This is a genomic window from Hymenobacter sp. B81 (assembly GCF_044628455.1).
Lineage (GTDB): Bacteria > Bacteroidota > Bacteroidia > Cytophagales > Hymenobacteraceae > Solirubrum.
The window spans coordinates 1,882,123-1,907,833 of record NZ_JBIYZW010000001.1 but is presented as its reverse complement, the minus strand read 5'-3'; the positions used below and the strand labels follow the sequence as shown (position 1 = coordinate 1,907,833).

The window sequence follows — 25,711 nt, the reverse complement described above, 5'->3', positions numbered from 1 at the left end:
GCAGGAGGGCCGGTCGCCCGGGCGCAGTAGTTTCCCCCGCATGAGTAAACGCGCCGTCTGCCCTGCCCGTCCTGGTTTTTCCCCCGCTTTCGCCCCGCTGCGCCGGCTGAGCGTCGCCGCCACGCTGGCCATCGGTTTACTGGGGCTGCTGCCGCTGCGCGCCGCGGCGCAAGCTCCGGCTCAGGTGCCGGCGCTCTGGCACGAGCAGCCCCGCACCCTGCGCTACCGCCCCGAGGGCGAGGACTTCGTGATTCGCAACGGGCAGAAGCGCTTTACCAGGGCCCTGTACGGTACCAACACGGCGTTTCGGGTGGAAGCCGGCGACCTGCCCGAGTTTGCCCTCTACCTGCCCGGCATGGGCGGCAACCTCTCGTTTGGGCTGCTGGCCGGCGGGCAAAGCAAGTGGCTCGTCAAGGCCGAAAGCATCGTGGCGCGCTACCGGCCCGGGGCCATGCACTACGAAATTCAGGACCCGCTGCTGGGCGCCCAGGGCAAGCTGCTGCTCAGCGTACTGGCCCGCGCCGACGCCGAGGGCGTACTGGTGCAGGCCGAGTTTGAGCAGGTAGCGCCCGGACAGGTGAGCCTGGTGTGGGCGTTCGGCGGCGCTACGGGCAAGAAGTTCAGTCGCGACGGCGACATCGGCGCCGACCCCGAATCCAACTTCTACCTCAAGCCCGAGAACTGCCGGGGCAACGAGCTGCAGCTGCGCGGCAACACCTTTACCCTGACCTACGGCGCCCCGCCGAAAAACGAGCCGACGGCTCCGCGCCCGCGCCTGCTGGGCGTGCTGCCGACCACGGCCAAGCTGCAAATAGCCGACGCCGCGCAGCTGGCCGCGCCGCCCCAGCTGCTGGCTTCCGCGCCTGCGGCCGAGGCGCCGGTGCTGGCCGGTCAGGTTGGCGCCAAAGCGGGGGAGAAGCTTTACTTCAGCATTCAGAAAGAAGGTGCCCCGGCGCCGCGCTACGCAGACTTGCCCCGGCTTTTTGCGCAGGCCGAAGCCGCCCGGCAGCAGCTGGCCGGCCGGGTGCGGGTGCACACGCCCGACGCCTACCTGAACACCCTGGGCGGGGCGCTGAGCGTGGCCGCCGATGCCATCTGGGAAGCTCCTTCTTATATGCACGGCGCGGTGGCCTGGCGCATGCGCCTCAACGGCTGGCGCGGCCCCTACGCCGCCGACCCGCTGGGCTGGCACGAGCGCGCCCAGCAGCACTTCCGCGCCTACGCCCAGTCGCAGCTCACGCAGCCCGAAATCGGGGTGCTGGTGATGGATACGGCTCTGAACTTGGCCCGCTCGCAGGAGAAGCTGGGCACCAGCGTGTACTCCGCGGGCTACATCAGCCGCAACCCCGGCGGCGACTTCCGGCCCCACCACTACGACATGAACCTGGGCTTTATCGACCAGCTGCTGCGCCACCTGCGCTGGACCGGCGACCTGGCCTTTGCCCGCGAGATGTGGCCGGTGCTGCAGCGCCACCTGGCCTGGGAAAAGCGCAACTTCGACCGCGACAACGACGGCCTCTACGACGCCTACGCCGCCATCTGGGCCTCCGACGCGCTGCAGTACAGCGGCGGGGCCGTGACGCACTCCTCGGCCTATAACTACCTGGCGAACAAGCTGGCCGCCGAGCTGGCCGCCCAAATCGGGCAGAACCCCGCGCCTTACCAGCAGGAAGCCACCCGCATCAAAAAAGCCCTGCACGAGCGGCTGTGGCTGCCGGCCCAGGGCTGGTACGCCGAGTACCAGGATGCGCTGGGTCGCCAGAGCCGGCACGCCTCGGCCGGCCTCTGGACCGTGTACCACGCCCTCGACTCGGAAGTGCCCGACGCGTTTCAGGCCTACCAGGCCCTGCGCTACGTGGATGCCGAAATTCCGCGCATTCCGGTGCGAGCCGAGGGGCTGCCCGACGAGGGCTACTACCTGCACTCGACCACCAGCTGGCAGCCCTACGACTGGTCCATCAACAATGTGGCCCTGGCCGAGGTGCTGCACACCACGCTGGCCAACTGGCAGGCCGGCCGCGCGGAAGAAGCGTTTAAGCTCTGGAAAAGCGCCCTGCTCGAAAGCATGTACCTGGGCTCCAGCCCCGGCAACTTCCAGCAGGTGTCGTTTTACGACGCGCACCGCGGCGAGCTGTACCGCGACTTTGCCGACCCCATCGGCGTGGCGGCCCGTACCCTGGTAGAGGGGTTGTTCGGCATCCGGCCCGATGCGCTTGGCGGGGAGCTGCTGATCCGCCCCGGCCTGCCCGCGGCCTGGAACCACGCCGCCCTCACCGTGCCCGACATCGAATTTGACTTCCGGCGCCAGGGCCCGCGCGACACCTATACCATTACGCCGCGCCTGGCCCGGGCGCTGCCGCTGCGCCTGCAGCTGCCGGCCCGCGCCGCCGGGCTGGCGGTAACCGTCAACGGCCAGCCCGCCGGGTGGCAGAACGTGGCCGAAGCCGTGGGCCGGCCAGTCGTGGAAATCAACGCGGCGCCGGCCGCCCGGTACGTTATCGAAATCAGCTGGCAGGGGGCACCGCCGGATGTGGCCGCGCTGGCCCACACCTACGCCCGCGGCGCCACGCTCACCGCCCGCTTTCCGCAGGCCACCGTCGGCCAGGTGTTCGACCCGCAGCAGGCGCTGGGGCAGGTGCAGGCCACTGGGGCGGACCTGACGGCGCGCGTGAGCGGCCAGACGGGCAGCCGCACGGCCTTCGTGCAGTTGCAGCAGGGCGGGCTGAGCTGGTGGGAGCCGCTGCGGCTGGATGTGCGCGAGGCCGTGAGCATTCGGCCCGGCGCCGGCTCGGCCGCGGAGCAGCACTTTCAGGTGCAGAACCACGGCGCGGCGTACGCACCCACCATCACGGTGGGCCGGGGCCGGAAGGCGCCGAAGCACTACTACAAGCGCGCCGACTACCCTAGCCTGGACGTGACCGTGCCCGCCGCCGAGCTGGTACCGGGCCGCAACCCGGTAACGGTGCAGGTCGACGCCCAGCAGCGCGTCACGGGTCAGCTCATCAACTGGGACGTGGCCAGCCCGGCCACCGCCCGCTACGAAACTCTGGATTTGACCCGCGCCTTCAACGACCAGGTCACCAACATCTTTCAGCAGAGCAAGTATCTCTCGCCGCGACCCGCGGGCCCCACGCTGCAGCTGCCCACCCAGGGCATCGGCAACTGGTGCTATCCGCTGATCATGGCCAACATCGACGACGCGGGTCTGCGCCGGCTGGCGGGGCCGAAAAACGAAATCCGGCTGCCGGTGGGCGTGCCGCTGCGCACGCCCGGCGCGGCCGGCGAAAAGAACGTGCTGTTCGTGTCGCAGTGGGACAATTACCCCGCCGAGGCCAGCCTGCCGCTGCGGGGCCGCGCCGCCCACGCCTACCTGCTGATGGCCGGCTCGACCAATCCCATGCAAAGCCAGTTCGACAACGGCGAGGTGGTGGTGCAGTACACCGATGGCTCGACGGACCGCCTGCCGCTGCGCAATCCCGACTCGTGGTGGCCCATCGAGCAGGACTACCTCGACGACGGCTTTGCCTTTCAGACCGGCGCGCCCACGCCCTTCCGCGTGCACCTGAAAACCGGCCTCATCACCCGCCGCTTCGACCAGTACACCAGCCTGAAAGGCTACAGCACCCGCGTGATTGACGGCGGCGCGGCCACCGTGCTCGATTTGCCGCTCGACCCCCAAAAGAAACTCCGCAGCCTCACCGTGCGCGCCCTGGCCAACGACGTGGTCATCGGGCTGATGAGCGTGACGCTGACCCGAAAATAACCGGCCAAGCCCGGCACCGCGCCGGCCGGCCAGCACCCCGAAACCACCTTTTGCATGCCTACTACCCGCTTCCTGTTTCTTTCCCTGCTCGGCCTGGGCGCCGCCGCGCTAATCCCGACCGCCACGCTGGCTCAGGCCATCAACCGCCAGGCCGTGGTGGAGCGCCACAAGGTGGTGAACACCACTACCGACTCGCTGGCCTCGCTCAACGTGGGCAACGGCGCCTTTGCCGTGACCGTCGACGTGACCGGCCTGCAGAGCTTTCCCGAGTACTACGCCAAGGGCGTGCCGCTGGGCACGCAGTCGGAGTGGGGCTGGCACAGCTTCCCCAACAAGGAAAACTATAAGGTAGAAGAAGCCCAGCGCCAGTACGAGCTGAACGGGCGCAAGATTAGCTACACCGTGCAGGTGAAAGGGCCCGAGCGCAACAAGCAGGCGGTAGACTTTCTGCGCGCCAACCCCCACCGCCTGCAGCTGGGCAGCCTGGGCTTCGTACTGCTCAAGAAAGACGGTTCGCGCGCCATCATCAAGGATTTGCGCGACCTGCGCCAGGAGCTGAACCCCTGGACCGGCGAAATCCGCAGCCACTTCTCGCTGGAAGGCGTGCCGGTGGACGTGGTGACGGTGGGCCACCAGCAGCAGGATGCGGTGGCCGCGCAGGTGAAGTCGCCGCTGGTGAAGCAAGGTCGGCTGCGGGTGTTTCTGCGCTTTCCTTACCCCACGGCGCAGTGGGACGACGTGGGCGTGAACTACCAGAGCGCCGACCAGCACCAGTCGAAGATTGAGGCGCAGCAGGGCAAGTCGGCGCTGGTGTTGCACCGGCTCGACCAGGACCAGTACTTCGTGAGTCTGGGCTGGAACGGCGGGGCCAAGCTCAGTGCCGGCCCGCAGGCCCACGAGTTCGTGCTCACGCCGGGCAAGGGCCAGGACGTGCTGGAAGTCAGCGCCCGGTTTTCGGGCCAGAAGACCAGCGGCAGCCCGGCGTCGTTCGGCGAGGCGCAGAAAAGCAGCGTGGTCGGCTGGAAAAGCTTCTGGCTCAGCGGCGGCGCCATCGACTTCGGCGCCACCGCTGACCCGCGCGCCCGGGAGCTGGAGCGGCGCACCATTTTGTCGCAGTACCTGATCCGCAGCCAGGAAACGGGCGAGTTTCCGCCCCAGGAAACCGGGCTGGTGTACAACAGCTGGTTTGGCAAGCCCCACCTGGAAATGCACTACTGGCACGCCATGCACTACGGCCTGTGGGGCCGCACCGCGCTGCTGGAAAAAAGCCTCGACTGGTACCTGCGCCCGGAAATCGTGGCCGGGGCGCGGGCCCTGGCCCAGCGCCAGGGCTACGAGGGCCTCCGCTGGCAGAAGATGACCGATAACCAGGGCCGCGAGGCGCCTTCGTCGGTGGGCGCGTTTCTGATCTGGCAGCAGCCGCACTTCATTTACCTGGCCGAGCTGGTGCGCCGCCACGGCAACGCCGCCGCCCAAAAGAAGTACCAGGAGCTGGTGTTTGCCACCGCCGACTTCATGGCCTCGTTTCCGCACTACGAGAAAGACAAGGACCGCTACATTCTGGGCAAGGGCGTGATTCCGGCGCAGGAGCGGTTTAAGGCCGAGGAAACCTTCAACCCCACCTACGAGCTGGTGTACTGGCACTGGGCCCTGACCACGGCCCAGGAGTGGCGCCAGCGCGCCGGCCTGGAGCGCCACGCCAAGTGGGACCAGGTGCTGCAAAAGCTTTCCAAGCTGCCCGTGGCCGGTGGCGTGTACCTGGCCACGGAAAGCGCCACCGACTCGTACACCAACCCCGAGTTCAAAACCGACCACCCCTCGGTGCTGGGCGCCCTGGGCATGATGCCGGCCACCGGCCAGCAGGACGCAGCCACCATGCGCCGCACCTTCGATCTGGTGTGGAAAGACTGGACCTGGGACAAAACCTGGGGCTGGGATTTTCCGATGACTTCCATGAGCGCCACCCGCCTGGGCTTGCCCGAAAAGTCGGTGGATGCGCTGCTGATGCCCATTCGCACCAACACCTACCTGCCCAACGGCCACAACTTCCAGGACGACCGGCTGCGCGTGTACCTGCCCGGCAACGGCGGCCTGCTGGCGGCCGTGGCCCTGATGTGCGCCGGCTACGAAGGCGGCAAGGAAGCCAACCCCGGCATTCCGAAAGCCTGGAAAGTGCAGTGGGAGGGCCTCAAGCCCATGCCATAGGCGGCCAGTTGGCCGTCCCGGCCGCCGGCCGGGAAATGCCTGCTCGCAGGTGCTGATAGTTCGCTCGTAACGTCTTTGCTCATGAAATACCTGATTTTGCCGGCGCTGCTGGCGGCCGGCGGCCTGCCCGCGGCGGCTCAGTCGTTTGCTCCCAACCTGCCCAAGGTCAACCTCACCTCCTTCCGCGCCGACACGGTGCGCATCACCCAGTACGGCGCCGTGCCCGACGGGCTGACGGCCAGCACCCGGGCCATTCAGCAGGCCATCGACGCGGTGAGCCAGCGGGGCGGGGGCGTGGTGCTGGTGCCGCGCGGCCACTGGCGCACGGCCGGGCTGGAAATGCGCTCCAACGTGAACCTGCACCTGGCGCCCGGCGCCTTCGTGCAGTTCAGCAACCGCCGCGACGACTACCAGCTCATCAAAACCAACTGGGAGGGCCACGCCTCGGTGCGCAACCAGGCGCTGATTTATGGCCAGAACCTGCAGAACGTGGCCATCACCGGCCAGGGCATTCTGGACGGGGCCGGCGAGGCCTGGTGGATGGTGCAGAAGGGCCGCACCACCGAGGGCGAGTGGAAAAAGCTGCTGGCCTCGGGCGGGGTCGTCAACGAGAAGGGCGACCGGTGGTACCCCTCGGCCCAGGGTCTGAAGGGCGCTACCACCAAAGAAGCCGGCGTGCTCACGGCCGAGAAGTCGGAAATCAAGGATTTCGTGGACCTGAAAGACCACCTGCGCCCCGACTTCCTGGTGCTCGACCGCTGCCAGCGCATCCTGCTGGAGGGCGTCACCTTCCAGAACTCCCCGGCCTGGACGCTGCACCCCATGATGAGCCAGGACGTGGTGGTGCGCAACGTGCGCGTGCAGAACGGCCCCTACACGCCCAATACCGACGCGCTGGATTTGGAATCGGTAAACCGGGCGCTGGTGGAGGGCTGCACCTTCGACGTGGGCGACGACGCCATCTGCATCAAGAGCGGGCGCAACGAGCAGGGCCGCGAGCGGGCCATGCCCACCGAAAACGTGCTGGTGCGCAACTGCACCGTGTACCGCGCCCACGGCGGCTTCGTGGTGGGAAGCGAGATGTCGGGCGGGGCACGCAACATCTACGCCCACAACCTCACCTTCATCGGTACCGACATCGGCATCCGCTTCAAAACCACCCGCGGCCGCGGCGGCTTGGTGGAAAACATCTTCATCGAGGACGTGGACATGAAGGACATCGGCGGCGAGGCCCTGCTGTTCGACATGTACTACATGATCAAGGACCCCTCGCCGCAGGTGGCCGGCTCCAAGGAGCGGCCGGTGTCGCCGGCCCAGCCGGTGGGCGCGGGCACGCCGCAGTTCCGGGGCATCAGCATCCGCAACGTGACCTGCAACGGCGCCCGCACCGGCATTCTGGTGCGCGGCCTGCCCGAAATGTCCATCAAGGACATTAGCATCGAGAACGCCGTGTTGCAGAGCCAGAAGGGCCTGGTGTGCATCGAGGCCGAGGGCATCAAACTCAAAAACGTGACTTTGCTCACCGCCGACACTGACCCGGTGATGGAGGTGCACAACAGCCGCAACATCGCGCTCGACGGCATCCGCTACGCCCCGCAGGCCGCCGTGCTGCTGCGCGTATCGGGCGCCGAGAAGGCCCAGGACGTGAAGCTCACCAACACCGACACCCGGCAGGCCAAGCTGGCGGTGGAGTACGGCGCCGGGGTGAAAAAGAAGGCCGTGAACGTGGCCCAACGCTAGGTCGATTGTCCCGCCGCGACCCGCCGCAACCTTACCGCAAGCCCTGAAGTGCCCATGAAAACCCGCTATTCCTTTCTGCTGCTGCTCGCCGGCCTGCTGCTGGCCGCGCCGCTGCGGGCCCAGCCTAGGCCCGCCGCCGCGCGGCCCTGGTCGCAGCGCATGGCCGACTCGTTTATGCGCTGGTACCCCGACTCGGTGCCGGCCGAGCGCAACAAGGCCGCCCGCTGGGGCTACGAGCACGGGCTGATGCTTAAGGCCCTGGAGCGGGTGTGGCAGCGCACCGGCGACGAGGCCTACCTGGGCTACATCGTGCGCACCATGGACCAGTCCATAGCTGACGACGGCACGATCCGCCGCTTCAAGCTGGAAGACTACAACCTCGACAACATCAACGCCGGCCGCACGCTGCTGACTTTGTACCAGCGCCCCGAACTGCCGCGCCGCGAAGTGTACCGGCGGGCCGCCGAAACCCTGCACCGCCAGCTGGAGGGTCAGCCGCGCACCAAGGAGGGCGGCTACTGGCACAAAAAGCGCTACACCCACGAGATGTGGCTCGACGGCCTGTACATGGCCGAGCCGTTTTCGGCCGAGTACGCCCGGCTGTTCCAGCGCCCCCAGGACTTCGACCACGTGGCCCGGCAATTCGCACTGGTTGAGAAGCATATGGTCGACGCCAAAACCGGGCTGCTCTACCACGGCTGGGACGAGGCCCGCGACGAGCAGTGGGCCCACCCGCAAACCGGCCTGTCGCCCAACTTCTGGAGCCGGGGCATCGGCTGGTACGCCATGGCCCTGGTCGACGTGCTCGACTACTTTCCCCCGGACCACCCCGGGCGCCGCAACCTGGTGAAGTACCTGCAGCGGCTGGCCCCGGTGCTGGCCCGCTACCAGGATGCCCGGTCGGGCGGCTGGTGGCAGGTAACCGACCAAGGCGGGCGCAAGGGCAACTACATCGAAACCTCGGGCACCTGCATGTTCGTGTACGCCCTGCAGAAGGGCGTGCGCCTGGGCTACCTCGACAAGAAGTACGCTGCCGTGGCCCGCAAGGGGTATGAGGGCGTGCTGCGGCAGTTTGTGGTGGAGCAGCCCGACGGCACCCTGGTGCTGAACGGCACGGTGAGCGTGGGCGGCCTGGGCGGCAAGCCCTACCGCGACGGCAGCTACGCCTACTACCTTTCCGAGCCGCTGAAGCAGAACGACTTCAAGGGCGTCGGGCCGTTTATCATGGCCAGCGTCGAAATGGAACTGGCCGGGGGCAAAGTCAGTCAGTAAGCCGCGCCGGTTTGCTGCAGGGGTGAATTGAAGCGGCCCGCTGGAACCCGGTTCCGGCGGGCCGCTGTGTTTATTGCCCGGGGTATGCGTTGGTGAATTTCGTGGGAAGCGGCAGAAGTAAAGAGGCTGCGTTATTTGCCGAATAGTGAATTCGCCAATTATGAGTGACTCAACGACCTACGCTGAAACGGACGATATCGACCTGTTTCTGACCATGCACCCGAATGGCTGGAGCACCTGCGGAATTTGCGTGCACCGCAAGCTCTACATCATCCGCATTACCTACGTACTGGGCGACCCATATTACGACTTCATGCACGCGCTGATGCGCCTGATAAATGGGCAGCAAGACACCTCGTTTATCTGGTACGACGAGCCGGGTGGCGAAAAAATCACGCTGACGAAACGGAAGACCGATCCGGAAATGGTGTGGGTAGACGTGCAGCGGTTTAATGAGGGCGAGGAAAAAGAAATTACCGACTTCAAGCCAACGGTCAGCTTTGAAATCAAGCTCCGGGCCTTAATAATTGTGGCCTATCTGCAGCTAAAGAAAACGGCCTTGTTGCTCGCCGACCGCAATTTTGCTCGGGTGCGGGGAAGTGGGTTTCCTTTTCAGAAATTCAATGAATTCGAAAAATCAGTTGGCGCCTTTACTGAGCTGCGCTAACACCCACCAACGGGTTGGGAGTTGGGGCGAAAAGGCTGCTGACTGGTTTGAATACGCACGGGCAGCCGCGCCACTATGAACCTGCGGCCCCGGGGCGGGAAACGCCTGGGGCAGCCCCTGTTGGGCTTGAGCCGTACACTGGTTACAGCCGCTGCTGCGAGGGCATGGCGGCAAAGCAACCGCAACCCACACCGCCATGGAACCCAAATCCCAACCCAAACCCGCTCAGCCCAACCCGGCCGACAACTCGCTGCCCACCAAAGGCACTCCCGATACCCAAAGCGCCGACGCGGTCAATCCTACCAACGTGCCGCGCCCCGACAGCGCCGCCGGTGCGCCGCCCGCCCCGGCGGCTACGCCCGAAGCCGACGCCGAAACGCCCGAAAGCCAGGCCGCCCGGCAAGCCGCTCCCGCCGCCGACCCCTCGGCCGCCGACGTTCAGCCCGACACCAGCGGCGACGCCGACCCCGGCGCCAGCAACACCAGCGACGTGCGGCCTTTGTAGCAGAGGTATGCTAAACCAAACGCCCCACCGGAACCAGGTTCCGGTGGGGCGTTTGGTTTAAAACTCGTCCGTCGCTTAGATGTGAATCACCTCGCCGTAAGCGGCGGCGGCGGCTTCCATCACGGCTTCCGACATGGTGGGGTGGGGGTGAATGGCCTTGATGATTTCGTGGCCGGTGGTTTCGAGCTTGCGCGCCACCACGGCTTCGGCAATCATGTCGGTCACGCCCGCGCCAATCATGTGGGCGCCCAGCCACTCGCCGTACTTCTTGTCGAAGATGACTTTCACGAAGCCGTCCTTGGCCCCCGAGGCCGAAGCCTTGCCCGAAGCCGAGAAGGGGAATTTGCCCACCAGCACGTCGTAGCCCTGCTTGCGGGCTTCTTCTTCGGTGAGGCCCACCGAGGCAATTTCGGGCTGGCAGTAGGTGCAGCCGGGAATGTTGCCGTAGTTGATGGGCTCGGGGTGATGACCAGCAATGGCTTCCACGCAGGTAATGCCCTCGGCCGAGGCCACGTGGGCCAGCGCCGGGCCGGGCACGATGTCGCCGATGGCGTAGATGCCGGGCACCGAGGTCTGGTAGTACTCGTCGACCTTGATGCGGCCCTTCTCCACCGTGATGCCCAGCTCTTCGAGGCCCAGGTTTTCCAGGTTCGGCTGAATGCCCACGGCGCTCAGCACCACGTCGGCGTCCATCTGCTGCTCGCCCTTGGCGGTTTTGATGGTCACCTTGCAGCCCGCGCCGCTGGTGTCCACCTTTTCCACCGAGGCGTTGGTCATAATGTCGATGCCGTGCTTCTTGAAGGAGCGCTCCAGCTGCTTCGATACCTCTTCGTCTTCCACCGGCACGATGCGCGGCATGAATTCCACGATGGTCACCTTGGTGCCCATGGTGGCGTAGAAGTAGGCAAACTCGACGCCGATGGCGCCCGAACCTACCACCACCATGGTTTTGGGCTGCTCGGGCAGCACCATGGCCTGGCGGTAACCAATGATTTTCTTGCCGTCGATGGGCAGGTTCGGCAGCTCACGGGCGCGGGCGCCGGTAGCCAGAATGATGTGCTTGGCCTGCACGGTGTCCTTGCCGCCGTCGGCCTTGGTCACGTCCACCTCGCCGGCTTTCAGCACCTTGGCCGTGCCCATGATGACGTCAACCTTGTTTTTCTTGAGCAGGAAAGTCACGCCCTTGCTCATGCCATCGGCCACGCCGCGGCTGCGCTTCACCACGGCCCCGAAGTCGTAGCCCACGTTGTCGGCCGAGAGGCCGTAGTCCTGCGGGTGCTGGAGGTAGTCGAACACCTGGGCCGACTTGAGCAGCGCCTTGGTGGGAATGCAGCCCCAGTTGAGGCAGATACCGCCCAGCGCCTCGCGCTCAACCACGGCTACTTTCAGGCCGAGCTGGGAGGCACGGATGGCGGCTACGTAGCCCCCGGGGCCCGAGCCAATGACGACCACGTCGTATTGCAATGCCATAGGAAATTGTCTTGGGAAAAAAGATGTCGATGAGGGGCCGAAACCGGGGCGCGGGGCCGCGGGCGGGCGGGCAAAGATAGCCAGCCCGGCGAACCGGCCCAACCGTTGTCACTTCTGCCGCCCGAACCCGTATACTGCCGCGGGCCGCTCTGCGACTCGTGCCGCCACTTTTTGTTTTTCATCGACTTCCATGAACCCTTCCATACGCTTGTTCTTTCCGGCCGCCAGCCTGCTTTTTGTGCTGCTGACGACCCAGTGCTCGACCACCCGCGAAAACGAGTCGCCCAGCATGGCGGGCCGTGCCCGCCTCAGCGAAAACCAGGCGGCCGCCGCGGCCGAGCGCTCCGGCTCCCTGGTAGAAACCGCCCAGGCCACGGCGCCGTCCGTGAACCCGGCGCCCGACAGCCCCGCCATGGTGGTAGCCAAGGCCAGCCCGGCGGCGAAACCCGCCGCCAAGCCCGCCGCGCCCCTGCGCCGCAGCAACGCCGACTACAAGGCCGACATCCGCACCGCCGACGCCGCCCTGAAGGCCAACCCGCGCAATGCCGAGGCTTACGTGAACCGCGGCCGGGCCAAGGCCCAGCTCAAGGATTACCGCAACGCCATTACCGACTTCAGCGCCGCCCTGCGCCTGCAGCCCAGCAGCGCCGACGCCTACTACAACCGCGGCTTGTCGCGCATCCGCACCAAGGAGTTCAACGCGGCCATCAGCGACTTTGGCAAGTCACTGCGCTACCGGCCCGAGGACAAGGAGGCTTTCTTCGGCCGCGGCGTGGCCCGCATGGAGCTGGGCAACTTCAAGGCGGCCCTGCCCGATTTCTCCAAGGCCATTTCCCTGGATGAAAACTACGCCGACGCCTACGAGTACCGCGGCATCTGCTACTCGTCGCTGAACAAGCCCGAGCTGGCCCGCCAGGATCTGGAAAAAGCCGCCAGCATCAACCCCGAAGCCTCCAAGAGCCTGCGCCGCTACGCCGGGCGCTAGCTTTTTAGGGCTTAGGGTCTTGGGTATTAGCGCTTAGGTTTCTGCAACTGATTGCACGCGCCGGGGGCTGATGGTTTCGCCATCAGCCCCCGTTTTTGTTCCAGGCTTCAGGTGGCAACGGCAACCTGCAATCAGTGGGTGAGTACCGCCCTAATCCCTAATCCCTAATCCCTAATCCCTAATCCCTAATCCCTAATCCCTAATCCCTAATCCCTAATCCCTAACTCCCCACGTAGCCGGCCAGCACCTGGTTGAGCTGGGGGCCGGGCACCACGCCCGACTGCCGCCACACGGGCTGCCCTTTGTGAAATAGAATGAGGGTGGGAATGCCCTGCACGTGGTATTGCTGGGCGGCGGCGGGGTTGCGGTCCACGTCGATCTTGATGACTTTGAGCTTGCCCTGGTGCTGGGCCGCCATCTGTTCGAGAATGGGGGCCATGGTGCGACAGGGGCCGCACCAGTCGGCGTAGAAGTCAACCAGCACGGGCATGCCGGGGCTGTTGATGAGCTCGGTGAAGGATTTCTTGGCCATGGCTGCGTGATGAATGGCGAAAACTACGAATCGGAATTATACGGGCCCGGACCGGACAGGGGCCAACGAAAAAACCGTTTGACGCTGGGGCATCAAACGGTCTGCTCGAATTGCGGTCGGCCGCAGCCTGGGAGAGCCGGCTAGCGGCCTTTCTCCACCACGGTCACGTCGTTGGCCACGTTCGGAATATCGAACTTGCCGCCCACGACTTTCTTGCCACCCACCATGCACTGCCACACGTAGCGGCCGGGCTGCGACTTGGCGGCCTCGCCGGCGTCGGTCTTGAAGTAGTCGGCATCGGTAGCGGGGGAGGGAAATACCACGTCCACGCCGTTCTGGCCCTTCTCTACTTCCTTCACCAGCGTGTATTCCTTGCCGGAAGTCTGGTTGGTGACGACGAATTTGGCCGTGTACGTGCCCAGTTGGCCGAATTTATCCATCACGCCCAGCTTCACGTAGGGGTCGGTGGATACCAGCCAGGTTTGGGCGCGCGACTCGGTGGGCGACAGCACGAAGATCATGAGCAGAAAGCCCACTACGCTCAGCAAGCGCTTCAGGGGAGCAAGAGTAGAGGTTTGCATAACAGGCAAAGTGAAAGGAGTTGTTTGACGAAGGAAGGGAGTGTGGGGCAGGAAGAAGCGGGCAGGAGGCACCCGCCGGAAGGGCCACGAAACGTGGTCAATTGAGATAAAAAAACGGAAAACTACCAGTGCTGCAACCCTGGCCAATCAAATATAGCATTTAGACAGGCGCTTAGGAAAGTGCCACAAAGTTTTTTTTACGCAAGCGGCCTCATAGCCAAGTCCGTGCCAACACCCTGAGTGCGAGCTTTACGTAGCAAAATATCGTGGCCCGTCGTTTCCCTGCTTCCGTTCCGGCTTCGGCCGCCGAGCGCCGCTGCCAGCTGTGCGAGCGGGCGGTGCAGCACACTTCCCGGCACCACCTGGTGCCGCGCGAGGAAGGCGGCCGCTACGGCCCCACGGTGGATTTGTGCCAGCCCTGCCACAGCTCGGTGCACCTGCTGCTAAGCAACCGGGAGCTGGCCCGCCGCTACCACACGGTGGAGGAACTGCGCCGGGCCGAGGAACTGCAGAAGTTTCTGCACTGGATCCGGCGCAGCCGGGTCGAGCGCATCAGCAACCGGCGCCGGCGCCGCTGATTCGGCCGCGGGCCGCTTTCTTTGCCCTGCCATGCCCACGCCGCTCACCTTCCTGCCCTTTGCCGAAGCCCGCCGCCGCGCCGCCGAAACCGTGGTGGTCGACAGCCTGCTGCCCCGCGCGGCCCTGACGCTGGCCCACTGGCGCGGGGCGCCCACGCCGGCGACTTTCCAGGACGATACCAGCGCCGGCTCGGTGCTGCGGGCCCTGGCTGCACCACCGGCCGCACTGGGCGCCGCCCGCTTCGTGACGGCCAACCACTTCGACGTGGATGGCTTCGTGGGCGTGTGGGCGCTGCTGAACCCCGGGCTGGCGCTAAAGCACGCTCCGCTGCTGGCCATGGTGGCCACGCTCGGCGACTTCCGCGAAATCGACTGGCAGCACCCGCTGGCCGACCGGGCCCTGCAGCTGGTTTGCTGGCTGAATGCGGAGGAAAAAGCCCGCTTCTACGAGCCCTTCGGCGCCCCGGCCCGGCGCCGGCGCGAAGACGAGGCCTCGGCCGAGAAGTTCAGCTGGTTTTTGCCCCGCTTCGCCACCATCCTGGAAGCGCCCGAGCTGGGCCGCGCGGCCTGGGCGCCGGAGTATGAGCGCGTGCAGGCGGCGGCCGCCACCATGCGCAGCGCGGCAACCGAGCTGCGCCGCTACCCCGACATCGGCCTGCTGGTGGTGGGCACCCCGGAGCCGTTGCCCTACTACGCCCTGTTCGGCCCCAGCGCCGGCGCCGACTTGGTGCTGAGCCTCTACGACGGACAGCGCTACGAATTCGAGTACAAGTACACCACCTGGATCGACCTGGCAAGCCGGCCCACGCAACCGCGCCTGCCGCTGAACGCCTTGGTTGCGCAGCTGAACGCGCTGGAAACCAGCGGCCAGCTCTGGACCGCCGACGGCATTACCGACACCGGGCCGCTGCTGCGCCTGGGCGGCCGCGGCCTGAGCAAAGTCCAGCGCTACGCCGACCCCGACCAGCGGCCCATCCACGCCTCGTCCATAGCCCCCGCGGCAATGGAGCAGCTGGTGGTGGGCTTTTTCCGGCAGCACTACGCCCACATCGAGCCGCGGCGCTACTGGACCTGGGAAGAGGTGCGGGCCGCCGGGGCCGCAGTAGCGGAGCTGGATTAGGGTTGCGTCCACCGCTGATGTTGCCCCCGATCCGGCTCCTGCGAAACTAGATTTCGGTGCCGAAGCCCATCACCCGTATCGAGCTGACCCCACCCGCGCCTTTTCGCACGTGAATCTGGGTGCTCACGCGCTCTTTTAGGGCCTCGACGTGGGAGATGATGCCCACCATCTTGCCCGAGCCCTGCAGGGTTTCCAGCGCCGAGAGGGCCACGTCGAGGGTTTCGGGGTCGAGCGTGCCGAAGCCTTCGTCGATGAAGAGTGTGTCGATCTGGGTTTTGCGGCCGGCCAGCTCCGACAGGCCCAGCGCCAGGGCCAGGCTTACCAGGAAGCTTTCCCCACCCGAGAGCGAGTTCATGGAGCGGGTGCTGCCGGCCTGGTACTCGTCGGCTATGAGCAGGTCCAGGTGCTCGTGCGGGTTGCGCGTGATACGGTACCGGTCGTTGAGGCGGGTGAGGTGGCGGTTGGCCAGCTCCACCAGGCGCGTGAGCGTGAGGCCCTGGGCAAACTCGCTGAACTTCTTGCCGTCAGCCGAGCCGATGAGCTCGGCCAGGCGGCGCCAGCGGCGGGCTTCCTGCTGCTGCTGTTCCAGCCCGGCCGCGAGCTGGGCGTGGCGCTCCTGCCCGTTGCGGTGGTCGAGCAGGCGCTGCTGCCGCTGGCCCAGCTGCTGGTGGAACTGAGCCAGCTGCTGCTCCGCTTCACGCAGGGCCTGCTGCACGGCTTCGGCGGGCTCGGCGGTGAGGGCGCGTGCCTGCTCGGTCTGGTGCTGCTGGGTGAGTTCGGTGAGGGCGTTCTGGGCGGTGGCCACGGCTTGTTCGTGGGTTTGCAGCTGCTCGGCCAGGCGGTGTACTTCGTGGTCGGGCATCAGGTGCTGGGCCAGGGCCGAGGCATCGGCGGGCAGGCCAGCCGCCTGCAGACTTGCCAGCAGGGCCGCGTGCTGCAGGTCGCGCTGGTTTTGCTGCCGCGCTATTTCCTCGGCCAGCTGCTGGGCGCGCTCGTCGTGGCGGCCCAGCAAGGCTTCCTGCTCACCAAAGGCTTTGTCGTACTGCTCGTAGCTGCTGGCGCTGCGCTGCAGGGCTTCCTGCAGCTGAGTGCGGGCCGCCGCCACACTTTCGCCGGTGAAATACTGCTGCCGCTGCGCCCGGCGCTGCTCAATGGCGCTGAACTGCGTCAGGAGCACGGTCTTGCGGTCCGACAGCCACTGCTGGCCCTCGGCGCGCACTTTTTCCAGCTCGTCGGCGCGGGCCTGGGCGGCGCCCAGTTGCTTTTCAGCGTTGGCGCGGGCCTGCTTTTTTTCCTCGTAGCCGCTGCCCAGCTGCTTAAGCTGCTCCACCAGCGTCAGGCCATTCTGCCCCGTGAAGGCCAGGCCAAAGGCGCTGAGCAGGCTGCTGATGGTACCCTGCACCACGGGGCGGCGTTCGTCGGCGTCGAGCAGGCGGACCTGCACGGCGTGCAGGTCTTGCTGCAACTGCTGCTGGCGGGCGGCGGCCTGCTGCTGCTGGCCCTGGGCTTTGGTAAGGACCATTTCCAGCTCGTGGCGCTGCTGCTCCAGCTCGCGCAACTGCTGGCCCAGGGCACGCACGGCTTTCGGGGCGGCTTCTTCCTCGGCTGCGGTCAGCAGCGCCAGCACCACCGCGGGAGCGGCCACGGCGTTGCCGCCGGCGTGCTCGAGCAGGCCCGTGAGGCTTTCCATGCGGTTGCGGCGGGTGTCGAGGGCGCGTACCTGCTGGCTGAGGGTTTCTTCGCGTTCCTGATCCTGCCGCAATGAATCGTGGCTGATGCCCAGCACGCCGGCCGCGTAGGGGTGTTCGGTGGCCCCGCACAGCGGGCACGGTTCGCCGGCCATCAGCAGCTGGCGGGCTTCTTCGTGGGTGAGAATAAGCTGGTGGGCCTGGGTAAGGCGGCGCAAATCGGTCAGGGCCTGTTCCTGCTCCTGGTGCGTGCGGCGAAGGTGGGCCACCTGGTGCAGCAGGCGGTGCAGCCACTGGTCACGCTCGGCGGCCGCGCTTTGCTGCTGGCCGCGCAGGGTATCCAGGCGCTGCTGCGTGGTGGTGGTTTGCTGCTGGCCCAGCTCCAGGTCGGCCCCGGCCTGGGTTAGGCGGGCTTTTAGGTCGGCTTCGGCAGTGCGCAGCTCGCCCAGCTCGTTTTGCAGGCCGTTCCATACCTGCAGCTCGCCCACCAGATCGGGCAGGGCTTCGGGCAGGGCGGCGAGGCGCTGGTTGGGCAGCAGCCAGGCGTCCAGTTCCTGCAGCTGCTGGCCGTGCGTGCGTACCTGGGTGCTGGCCTGCTCCCAGTCGGCGGTGGTTTGCTTGTGCTGGGCGAGGCGCTGGTCGTAGGCCAGGCGGTCCTTGCGCAGCTGCTCCTCGTCCTGGCCAATGAGCGCATCCAGCTTTTCGGCTTCGATGAGGCGGGGCTCCTGGGCCTGCAGGGTTTGCTGGGCTTGTTCGTGCTGCTGCCGGGCCGCGGCGCGGGCCAGCCGGGCGGCCTCGGTGGCGGCCAGCAGCTGCGGCCGGCGCTGCTGCAGCTGGGCCGCTTCCTGCCGGCGGCGCTGCAGCTCCTCGTCGGTTTGCTGCACCAGGGCCCAGGGCGTGCGGAAGGGCAGAGCCTGGGCATGGGCTTCCAGTCGCTGCCTCGTGGGCGTGAGGGCGCTGGCGCGGGCCGTGAGCTGTTCCAGCGTAGCCACGGCTCGCTGGCGGCGCACGGTCAGGTCGGCCAGCTGCCGCTGCCAGTTCTGCACTTCCGTCAGGCGCTGCCGGGTGGCGGTGGCCGCAGCGGTTTGCTGCTCCAGGGCCTTGATTTCGGCAGCCAGCCCGGCCAGCTCGTCTTCCGACAGCAGCGTCACCCCAGCCAGCCCAGCCCGTAGCGTTTCTGATTTCTTGTCTTCCTCCTTGGCTTTCTCGAAGGCGAAGCGCGAAATGTCGGAGTACTTGCGCGTGTCGGTAATCTTTTCCAGCAGCTGGGCCCGCTCACCGGGGTTCGACTTCAGAAACCGGGTAAACTCACCCTGGGCCAGCAGCACCGAGCGCAGAAACTGCCGGTACTCCAGGCCGCTCAGCTCGGCCACTCGCGCCGGCACCCGCGACTTGTAGCTTTCTAGAATCACGCCCTCCGCCGAGTCTTCTTTCAGCTCGCTCAGGCTCATGGAGGCATCCTGCAGCTGGCCTTCGGCCCGTTTGCGGGCCCGGTGCTGGCCCCAGCGCGAGCGGTACTGCCGGCCGTTCACGCTGAATTCCACCTCGGCCCAACTCTCGCCGGTGCCCTGGCTCATCACCTGGGCCACCTCGCCGTCGTGGCGGGGCACCTGGCCGTAGAGGGCCAGCGTGATGGCGTCGAGAATGGTGGTTTTGCCCGCGCCGGTGGGGCCGGTAATGGCAAACAGCCCCGCCTCCGCCAGCGGCGCGAGGCTAAAGTCAACCTCGTGCTGCCCGCGCAGCGAGTTGAGGTTGCAGAACCGGACGCGAAGAATTTTCATGAATACCTAGGTAGAAAGCAATAGAAGCCTATTTCTGCTGCATCAGCTCCGTCAACTCATCAAAGGTGCGAAGCAGCTCTCCGCGGCCTTCCTCGGGCTCATTCTCCAGCCGCCGCTCAAATACTTCGCGCTCCGTGAAATCGTGCAGGCTGCGGGTGAGCGGCTCGGTCTCGGCTTCGCCCAGGGGGCGCAAGGTTACCAGGCGGAAGTGGCGGCGGGCCAGCACCTCAATCTGCTTCCGGTCGAGCTGCTCAATGCACTTGAGCAGCTGCTCGGCCACTTCCAGCTGCCCCAGCTCGGAGCGAATTTCCACGTCGGCCCAGGCGGGTAGGGGCAGGGCGGCGTTGTCGTAGGCGGTGAGCTGCTCGATGACCTCCGGCAAGTCGCCGTGGAAGCGCACCAGCCGGCGCGCCGTGGGCACTTCCAGAGTTTCAATGGCGGGACAGCCGGTGCCCTTGAAGTTCAGCAGCAGCACTTGCTTGGTGTCCTGCACTTCTGAAAACGAGAGCGGAATGGGCGAGCCGCTGTAGCGGATATACTCGCGGCCGCCCACGCGCTGCGGGCGGTGCAGGTGGCCCAGGGCCACGTAATCGAAGCAGGCGGGGAAGTGGTCGGCGGTGACCTGGCCCAGGTTGCCCACGTGAATGGTGCGCTCGGAATCCGAAGCGGAGCCGCCGGCGGCGTAGAGGTGACCGGTGGCCAGCACCGGCAGGCCGGCGGCTTTGTATTGCCACACCGGCTCGCACTCGGCCACGCGGGCGTAGTGGTCGGCTATGCCCCGCTTGATGCGGGCTTCGCGCTCCTCGGCCGTTTCGCCGGGCAGGGAGAGGCGCACGTCCCGGTCGCGCAGGAAGGGCACGGCGCACACCACCAGGGCCGGGTCGCCGTCGGCATCGTTCAGCACCAGCACCTGGTCGTCGAAGCACTCGGGCACGCAGCCCACCACGTGCACGCGCAGGTGGCGCAGCAGCCGGGCCGGGGCGTTGAGGGTGGCGGGCGAGTCGTGGTTGCCGCCCACGATGACTACCTCGCGGCAGCTGGTTTGGCGCAGCTGCACCAGAAACGAGTAGTACAGCTCCAGGGCCGCGCTGCTGGGTGAGCCGGTGTCGAACACGTCGCCGGCCACTACCAGCACTTCCACCCCGCGCGCCTGCACCGTGGCCCCCAGCCAGTCCAGAAACCGGCGGTGCTCCTCGGTGCGCTCGTGGCCGCTGATGAAGCGCTGGCCCAGGTGCCAGTCGGCGGTGTGCAGGACTTTCATGAGGGAACTGGTGCTGATGCAACTTCAAAATTAACGTTTCCCGCATCGATTTTCTGCCCAAATTGGCGCCGACATTTACTGCCTGTTACTAAGTAAGAATGTTTACCAATCTGATTTAGTAAATAGTCTTACTTAGTGGGATGGGCTGATTCGATAGGCCAAGCTGGTTTCAGCTGCCCTGGCTGAGCGGCAATAGCCGGCCCCGTTGTTGCGTTTACCGGCCATGCTACCAGACTTTCCCGCACTTTCTCTGCCGCTGACCTCCCTGCGCGTGGGCCGGCCCCGAGCCCTGGGCACCGCCGGAGCCGCCGAGCCGCTGGCCCGGGAGTGGACCTCGGCCATTCACAAAGACCCGGTGTCGGCGCCGGTGTGGCTGGCCCCGCTCAACCTCGACGGCGACGAGCAGGCCGACCTGCGCAACCACGGCGGCCCCGATCAGGCGCTGTGCGCCTACCCCGGCACGCACTATGCATACTGGAGCGCGCAGCTGGGGCGGGAGCTGGGGCCCGGCAGCTTCGGCGAGAACCTGACCATCGGCGGCGCCATCACCGAGGCCGAAGTGTGCCTGGGCGACGTGTTCAGCTTCGGGGAGGCCCGGGTGCAGATTTCGCAGCCCCGCTCGCCCTGCTGGAAAATTGCCCGCCGCTGGCAGCAGCCCCTGTTTTCGCGCTGGCTGCAGGAAACCGGCTTCACCGGCTGGTACCTGCGGGTGCTGCAGCCCGGCCACGTGGCCCCTACCGACCGCCTGGTGCTGCAAAGCCGGCCGCACCCCGAGTGGCCGCTAACCCGCGTCAACGCCGCCAAGTACGAGCAGCGCCACGACCTGGACCTGGTAGCCGAACTGGCCGCCTGCCCGGCGCTGGGGGAGCAGTGGCGCCGCAAGATGCAGGGCCGCCTGAGCGGTGCGCTGCCCCTCAACGACGACGCCAACCGCCTGGTGGGGCCGAACGCCGGGTAGTCGCTCTGCCGGCCCCGTCCCGGGTTCTGGCGCCGAAAAAGGCCCGCCTGCGCAGCAGACGGGCCTTTAACTTTACTTAGCAAGGCAACGGGCTAGTGCACGGCCTGCTTCTGAAACTCGTTGACGGCCTCGCCCAGATCGTAGACCGGGGTGCCGGCGGGCAGCGCGGCCTGCACAATGCTGGCCCCGGCGGCCGAGCGGTAGCCGCCGGCGCAGTGAATCAGCACGGGCTTGTCGTGGGGAATTTCCTGCACCCGCTCGCGCAGCTCGGGCAAAGGAATCAGCAGGGCGCCCTCAAACAGCGGCTGCCGGGCCTCGGCGCGGTTGCGGATGTCGACGATGGTGAACTGTTCGGGGTGCTGGCGCACCTGCTCCACCGCCACGCTGGGCGCAGTGGCGGGCAGCTCGCGCGGGGTGAGCAGGGCCCCCTTGATGTTGGTTTCGTAGCCGATTTTGGCGGCCTTGCGAATGACGGTGTCGAGGCCGATCTGCGAGTCGGCGACCAGGTAGAACGGCTCCCGCGGCCCCACGATGGAGCCCAGCCAGGTTTCAAACTTGCCGCCGTCCATCAGGTTGACGGCCCCGGGCAGATGGCCCTGGCGGAACTGCGCGGCCGGACGGGTGTCGATGACGAGCACGCCCGGGGTCAGCTCGGTGCCGGGCAGCAGGCGCGGCACGGCCCGCACCGAGTCCTCGAAGGCCGGGGCGCCCTGCTTGTTGAGCTGCACGTCGCGGCCGAAGTACTTGGGCACGAAGGGCTGGTCTTCGAGCAGCACGCGCACGAACTCCTCGCGCGACATGGGCTGCAGGGCGTAGTTGGTTTTCAGCTCCTTGCCAATGGTCGAGTCGAGGTCGGGGCTGGTGGTCTTGCCGCACAACGAGCCGGGGCCGTGGGCAGGGTACACCTTGGTGGCGCCCGGCAGGGTCATGAGCTTCTCGCGGGTGCTGTCGAACATGAGGCCGGCCAGCTCCTCGCGTTTGTGGCCGCCCACGGCTTCGTCCTCGCGCAGGTCGGGGCGGCCCACGTCGCCCACAAACAGGGTGTCGCCGGTGAAGATGGCCCGGGTGTTGGCAAATTCATCGATCAGCAGCACGCAGATGGAGTCGGGCGAGTGCCCGGGGGTGTTGATGGCGTGCAGCTCGATCTGGCCCAGGCTGATGCGGCTGCCCTCGTCGAAGGCCTGGTGGGGGTAGGCGGCCCGCACCAGCTCGCTCACGTAAATGGTGGCGCCGGTTTCGCGGGCAATTTCCAGGTGCGACGAGACGAAGTCGGCGTGGGGGTGGGTTTCGATGACGGCCACGATGCGCGCGTCGTGCTCGTCGGCAAAGTCGTAGTAGGGCTGCGGGTCGCGGCCCGGGTCGATGACGGCCATCTGCCGGTCGCTGAGCACGGCGTAGCTCGCGTGGGCCAGGCCCTTGTCGTAGAACTGGTGTATTCGGTAAGGTTGCGAGGAGGGCAGGGGACTCATGAGAATGAGGTAAGGTGACAAATACCGGCGGGAGCGGCCAGGCAGCAGCAAACCACCTGCACAAGCACCGCGCCGTTTGACCACAAACTGACAGCATGGCCGGCGGACCCGGCGGGCTGGTACTTTCAAATATAGCAATCCGACTCAGCCGCCGGGCAATTTTCGTCGGGGCAAGCCAAAAGCCGGCGCCGTTCCGGGGCGGCCGTTTCACCCGGTAGCCGGCGGGCGCAGGCTCCGGTACAACTATCCAAAACGCCGCTGGCCGCGCAAATCCGGTTTGTCAGTTTCGGCCCCAAACAAAAAAGCCGCCCCGGCGGGAGCGGCTTTTTTTTACGGGTAGCGGATCCTTAGGCCCTGGTCTTCATTTTGACTTTGCCGGTCCGGGCATCCTGCCGCTTGTCGTGGCGGCGGTCCAGCTGCTGGCGGTACTGGGTGTACTGCCCGGCGCTGAGCACGCTTTTCAGCTGCTCGTCGGTGCGGGTTTGAATGGCCTTCATTTTCTGGCCCAGAGCCTGCCGGTCGCCTGGGGCGCTGGGGCGCTGGCCGCGCAGGGCTTCCATTTCGGTGGCCTGCGCCAGGAAGATGGGGCGCACCCGGGCCTGCTGATCGGGGGAAAGCGCGAGCTGCTTGCTCAGGCGCTGGGTTTGCAGATCGGCGCGCTGCTCCGGGCTGCGCTCGGCGCGGCCCGAACCTTTGGCCGGGCGGCCCGACGCTTTGGCAGCAGCTGGGGCAGGAGTGGGGCTGGCCGTCTGGGCCTGGGCGGTGGCGAAGCTGAGGGTAGCGGCCGTCAGCAGCAGAAGCATCTTTTTCATGGCGGTGGGGGCAGTGGCAGGATTCACGGGCTTGGACGGCGGTCGGAGCCCCGGGTTTAACGGCCCGGGAAAGTCGGCCGCGGTTTTCCGGCGGGCCGCTGCCCGCCGCGCCAAGCCGGATTCTGCCTATATTCGGCCCCGGGCCTGTCGGCTCCCCGCGGCAGCCCGCCACGACCAACTTCTCTCCAACTTACCCTTTCGATGGCAAACATTTTCGCCAAGAAACCACTCGCCCAGCTGCTGGGCGAGGCCAACTCCTCCGGCCACGGCACGCTGAAACGCACGCTGGGCGCGGCCAACCTCGTCGCGCTGGGCGTCGGGGCCATCATCGGCGCCGGCCTGTTCGTGCGCACTGCCGCCGCCGCCGCGCAGGCTTCGGGCCCGGGCGTGACGCTGGCCTTCATCGTGGCCGCCATCGGCTGCGCCTTCGCCGGCCTGTGCTACGCCGAGTTTGCCGCCATGATTCCCATTGCCGGCTCGGCCTACACCTACGCCTACACCACCATGGGCGAGTTTGTGGCCTGGGTTATTGGCTGGGCGCTGATTATGGAATACGCCCTGGGCGCCGCAACCGTGAGCATTGCCTGGAGTGAATACCTCAACAAGCTTTTGCAGGTCTTTGGCACCAGTATACCCTATAGCCTGAGCCACTCGCCCTGGGACGAGGGCGGCGGCGGCATCATCAACCTGCCGGCTTTGTTTATCGTCATCATGCTCAGCCTGCTGCTGATTAAGGGCACGCAGGAGTCGGCCATGTTCAACTCCATTATCGTGGTGGTGAAAGTGGCCATCGTGCTGGTGTTCATCGCCGTAGGCTGGCAGTTCATCGACCCCGCCAACCACACGCCTTACCTGATTCCCGAAAACGCCGAGCCGGTGAAAAACGCGGCCGGTAAAGTAGTGCGCGAATACACGGCCTGGAACAAGCACGGCTGGGGCGGTATTCTCGGCGGGGCCGCCATCGTGTTCTTCGCCTTCATCGGCTTCGATGCCGTATCCACCGCCGCTCAGGAAGCCAAGAACCCCAAGCGCGACATGCCCATCGGCATCCTTGGCTCGCTGGCCGTGTGCACCGTGCTCTACATCCTGTTCGGCCACGTGCTGACGGGCGTGGCCAACTGGCGCGAGTTTGCCGACCCGGCCAAGGGCGGCGAAGCCTCGGTAGCCTACGCCATCAAGGAGCACATGCCCGGCTTTGAGTGGCTGAGCACGGCCGTGACGGTGGCCATCCTGGCTGGTTTCTCGTCGGTTATTCTGGTAATGCTCATGGGCCAGAGCCGCGTGTTCTTCTCCATGGCCAACGACGGCCTGATGCCCAAGGCTTTCTCGGAGCTGCACCCCAAGTACCAGACGCCCTACAAGTCGAACCTGGCGCTGCTGGTGTTCGTGGGCTTGTTTGCGGGCTTCGTGCCCGGCTCCCTGGCCGGCGACCTTACCTCGTTTGGCACGCTGCTGGCCTTCGTGCTGGTGTCCATCGGGGTGTGGCTGATGCGCCGCTCCAACCCCGAGCAGCCGCGGCCGTTCCGCTCGCCGCTCTCGTCGGCGCGCTTCCCGCTGGTGCCGTTCCTGGGCGCGGCCATCTGCCTGCTGATGATTATGGCCCTGGACGCCAACACGCTGAAGCTGGCCGTGGGCTGGATGCTGCTGGGCTTCCTGGTGTACTTCATCTACGGCAAGCGCAACTCCAAGCTGCAGCAGGGCATCGTGGTGATGCCCTCGGAAATGGACAAAGTCGTGGTGCACGAATAAGCCGGCTCAGTCGCTTATCAGCACCTGCAAAGCCCCGCCGGACGCACTCCGGCGGGGCTTTTGGCGTGTATGGGCCCGCCGCAGCGCGGAGCGGTCCGGCGCGCGGAGCCCGGCCGGGCACCAACGCCGAAAAAGAACATTGGGGGTGCCAGCCTTGGCGCAAACCATAGAAAATAAAATCGTTTGCGCCAAGGCTGGCACAAACGCCGGAAAAAAGAATCGTTTGTGTCAGCTCTGGCACAAACCCCAAAAAATAAAATCGTTTGTGCCAGAGCTGGCCCAGGCCCGCGGCACGAGCGTCGTGCGGGGCCGGCGGGCGGCGCCGGGCTCAGCGGGCCACCGGCTGCACCTCGCTGCGGAGCTTGAGCACCCGGTGGCCGTTGTCCTGCACGATGAGGAAGGCGGGGTTGTCGGCCGAGCCGTGGCGGGTGATGGTGGTGCCCTGCAGCGGGCGCGACACGGTTTCCTTGTGTACTTCGGCAATCTTGCCGGTGGCCGTGCCGGTGCCGTATTTCCAGCTGACGAGGGTGCCCTTGCGCATCATGGCAGAAAGCGGGGAGAGGAGAAGAATGAAA

19 protein-coding genes are annotated in these 25,711 nt (G+C 66.4%); 11 read left to right on the top strand and 8 right to left on the bottom strand.

Features of this window, described 5'->3' with window-relative positions; genetic code table 11:
* The first annotated feature begins 40 nt into the window (after positions 1 to 40).
* The 6 genes from ACE191_RS08395 to ACE191_RS08370 all read left to right on the top strand — a co-directional run bounded on the left by ACE191_RS08395 (position 41) and on the right by ACE191_RS08370 (position 10,152).
* The gene (locus tag ACE191_RS08395; protein ID WP_400191747.1) at positions 41 to 3,763 is read left to right on the top strand and encodes a DUF4450 domain-containing protein; all 3,723 of its coding nucleotides are present in this window, start codon (positions 41 to 43) and stop codon (positions 3,761 to 3,763) included.
* Between the two features lie 54 nt (positions 3,764 to 3,817).
* A complete protein-coding gene (locus tag ACE191_RS08390; protein WP_400191746.1) occupies positions 3,818 to 5,968 on the top strand; it encodes a hypothetical protein in 2,151 nt (716 codons plus the stop codon).
* Positions 5,969 to 6,049: 81 nt separating this feature from the next.
* On the top strand, positions 6,050 to 7,708 hold the full coding sequence (locus ACE191_RS08385; RefSeq protein ID WP_400191745.1) for a glycoside hydrolase family 28 protein: 1,659 nt from the start codon (positions 6,050 to 6,052) through the stop codon (positions 7,706 to 7,708).
* A 54-nt stretch (positions 7,709 to 7,762) separates the two neighbouring features.
* Positions 7,763 to 8,980: a glycoside hydrolase family 105 protein gene (locus ACE191_RS08380; RefSeq protein ID WP_400191744.1), complete on the top strand. Its 1,218-nt coding sequence runs from the start codon at positions 7,763 to 7,765 to the stop codon at positions 8,978 to 8,980.
* Between the two features lie 160 nt (positions 8,981 to 9,140).
* Positions 9,141 to 9,647: a hypothetical protein gene (locus tag ACE191_RS08375; protein WP_400191743.1), complete on the top strand. Its 507-nt coding sequence runs from the start codon at positions 9,141 to 9,143 to the stop codon at positions 9,645 to 9,647.
* A gap of 196 nt (positions 9,648 to 9,843) precedes the next feature.
* On the top strand, positions 9,844 to 10,152 hold the full coding sequence (locus tag ACE191_RS08370; protein ID WP_400191742.1) for a hypothetical protein: 309 nt from the start codon (positions 9,844 to 9,846) through the stop codon (positions 10,150 to 10,152).
* Positions 10,153 to 10,227: 75 nt separating this feature from the next.
* Here the strand turns inward: ACE191_RS08370 and lpdA are convergent, their stop codons facing one another.
* Positions 10,228 to 11,622, bottom strand: coding sequence for a dihydrolipoyl dehydrogenase (gene lpdA / locus ACE191_RS08365; protein WP_400191741.1), 1,395 nt, complete (start codon positions 11,620 to 11,622; stop codon positions 10,228 to 10,230).
* 190 nt (positions 11,623 to 11,812) lie between these two features.
* Between lpdA and ACE191_RS08360 the strand changes: the two genes are divergently transcribed.
* Positions 11,813 to 12,607: a tetratricopeptide repeat protein gene (locus tag ACE191_RS08360; protein WP_400191740.1), complete on the top strand. Its 795-nt coding sequence runs from the start codon at positions 11,813 to 11,815 to the stop codon at positions 12,605 to 12,607.
* A 220-nt stretch (positions 12,608 to 12,827) separates the two neighbouring features.
* Here ACE191_RS08360 and trxA read toward each other — a convergent pair whose 3' ends face one another.
* Positions 12,828 to 13,139: a thioredoxin gene (gene trxA / locus ACE191_RS08355; RefSeq protein WP_400191739.1), complete on the bottom strand. Its 312-nt coding sequence runs from the start codon at positions 13,137 to 13,139 to the stop codon at positions 12,828 to 12,830.
* Between the two features lie 140 nt (positions 13,140 to 13,279).
* Complete coding sequence (locus tag ACE191_RS08350) at positions 13,280 to 13,720, bottom strand: hypothetical protein (RefSeq protein WP_400191738.1); 441 nt, start codon at positions 13,718 to 13,720, stop codon at positions 13,280 to 13,282.
* A 266-nt stretch (positions 13,721 to 13,986) separates the two neighbouring features.
* Here ACE191_RS08350 and ACE191_RS08345 point away from each other — a divergent pair, with 266 nt between their 5' ends.
* Both ACE191_RS08345 and ACE191_RS08340 read left to right on the top strand, forming a co-directional pair.
* Positions 13,987 to 14,298 (top strand): HNH endonuclease, encoded by a 312-nt coding sequence (locus tag ACE191_RS08345; protein ID WP_400191737.1) that lies wholly within the window; start codon positions 13,987 to 13,989, stop codon positions 14,296 to 14,298.
* A gap of 31 nt (positions 14,299 to 14,329) precedes the next feature.
* Complete coding sequence (locus ACE191_RS08340; RefSeq protein WP_400191736.1) at positions 14,330 to 15,418, top strand: DUF6687 family protein; 1,089 nt, start codon at positions 14,330 to 14,332, stop codon at positions 15,416 to 15,418.
* Between the two features lie 46 nt (positions 15,419 to 15,464).
* Here ACE191_RS08340 and ACE191_RS08335 read toward each other — a convergent pair whose 3' ends face one another.
* Together ACE191_RS08335 and sbcD are read right to left on the bottom strand one after the other, a co-directional pair.
* A complete protein-coding gene (locus tag ACE191_RS08335) occupies positions 15,465 to 18,887 on the bottom strand; it encodes an AAA family ATPase (RefSeq protein WP_400191735.1) in 3,423 nt (1,140 codons plus the stop codon).
* Between the two features lie 28 nt (positions 18,888 to 18,915).
* The gene (gene sbcD / locus ACE191_RS08330; RefSeq protein WP_400191734.1) at positions 18,916 to 20,148 is read right to left on the bottom strand and encodes an exonuclease subunit SbcD; all 1,233 of its coding nucleotides are present in this window, start codon (positions 20,146 to 20,148) and stop codon (positions 18,916 to 18,918) included.
* A gap of 223 nt (positions 20,149 to 20,371) precedes the next feature.
* Between sbcD and ACE191_RS08325 the strand changes: the two genes are divergently transcribed.
* Positions 20,372 to 21,106, top strand: coding sequence for an MOSC domain-containing protein (locus ACE191_RS08325; protein ID WP_400191733.1), 735 nt, complete (start codon positions 20,372 to 20,374; stop codon positions 21,104 to 21,106).
* Between the two features lie 92 nt (positions 21,107 to 21,198).
* Here the strand turns inward: ACE191_RS08325 and ACE191_RS08320 are convergent, their stop codons facing one another.
* Together ACE191_RS08320 and ACE191_RS08315 are read right to left on the bottom strand one after the other, a co-directional pair.
* Complete coding sequence (locus tag ACE191_RS08320; protein ID WP_400191732.1) at positions 21,199 to 22,575, bottom strand: rhodanese-like domain-containing protein; 1,377 nt, start codon at positions 22,573 to 22,575, stop codon at positions 21,199 to 21,201.
* Positions 22,576 to 22,922: 347 nt separating this feature from the next.
* Complete coding sequence (locus tag ACE191_RS08315) at positions 22,923 to 23,387, bottom strand: hypothetical protein (protein WP_400191731.1); 465 nt, start codon at positions 23,385 to 23,387, stop codon at positions 22,923 to 22,925.
* A gap of 201 nt (positions 23,388 to 23,588) precedes the next feature.
* Here ACE191_RS08315 and ACE191_RS08310 point away from each other — a divergent pair, with 201 nt between their 5' ends.
* Entirely contained in the window at positions 23,589 to 25,136 is a 1,548-nt protein-coding gene (locus ACE191_RS08310; RefSeq protein WP_400191730.1) for an amino acid permease, read from the top strand.
* Between the two features lie 328 nt (positions 25,137 to 25,464).
* Here ACE191_RS08310 and ACE191_RS08305 read toward each other — a convergent pair whose 3' ends face one another.
* Entirely contained in the window at positions 25,465 to 25,680 is a 216-nt protein-coding gene (locus ACE191_RS08305) for a DUF2945 domain-containing protein (RefSeq protein WP_400191729.1), read from the bottom strand.
* Between the last annotated feature and the right edge of the window lie 31 nt (positions 25,681 to 25,711).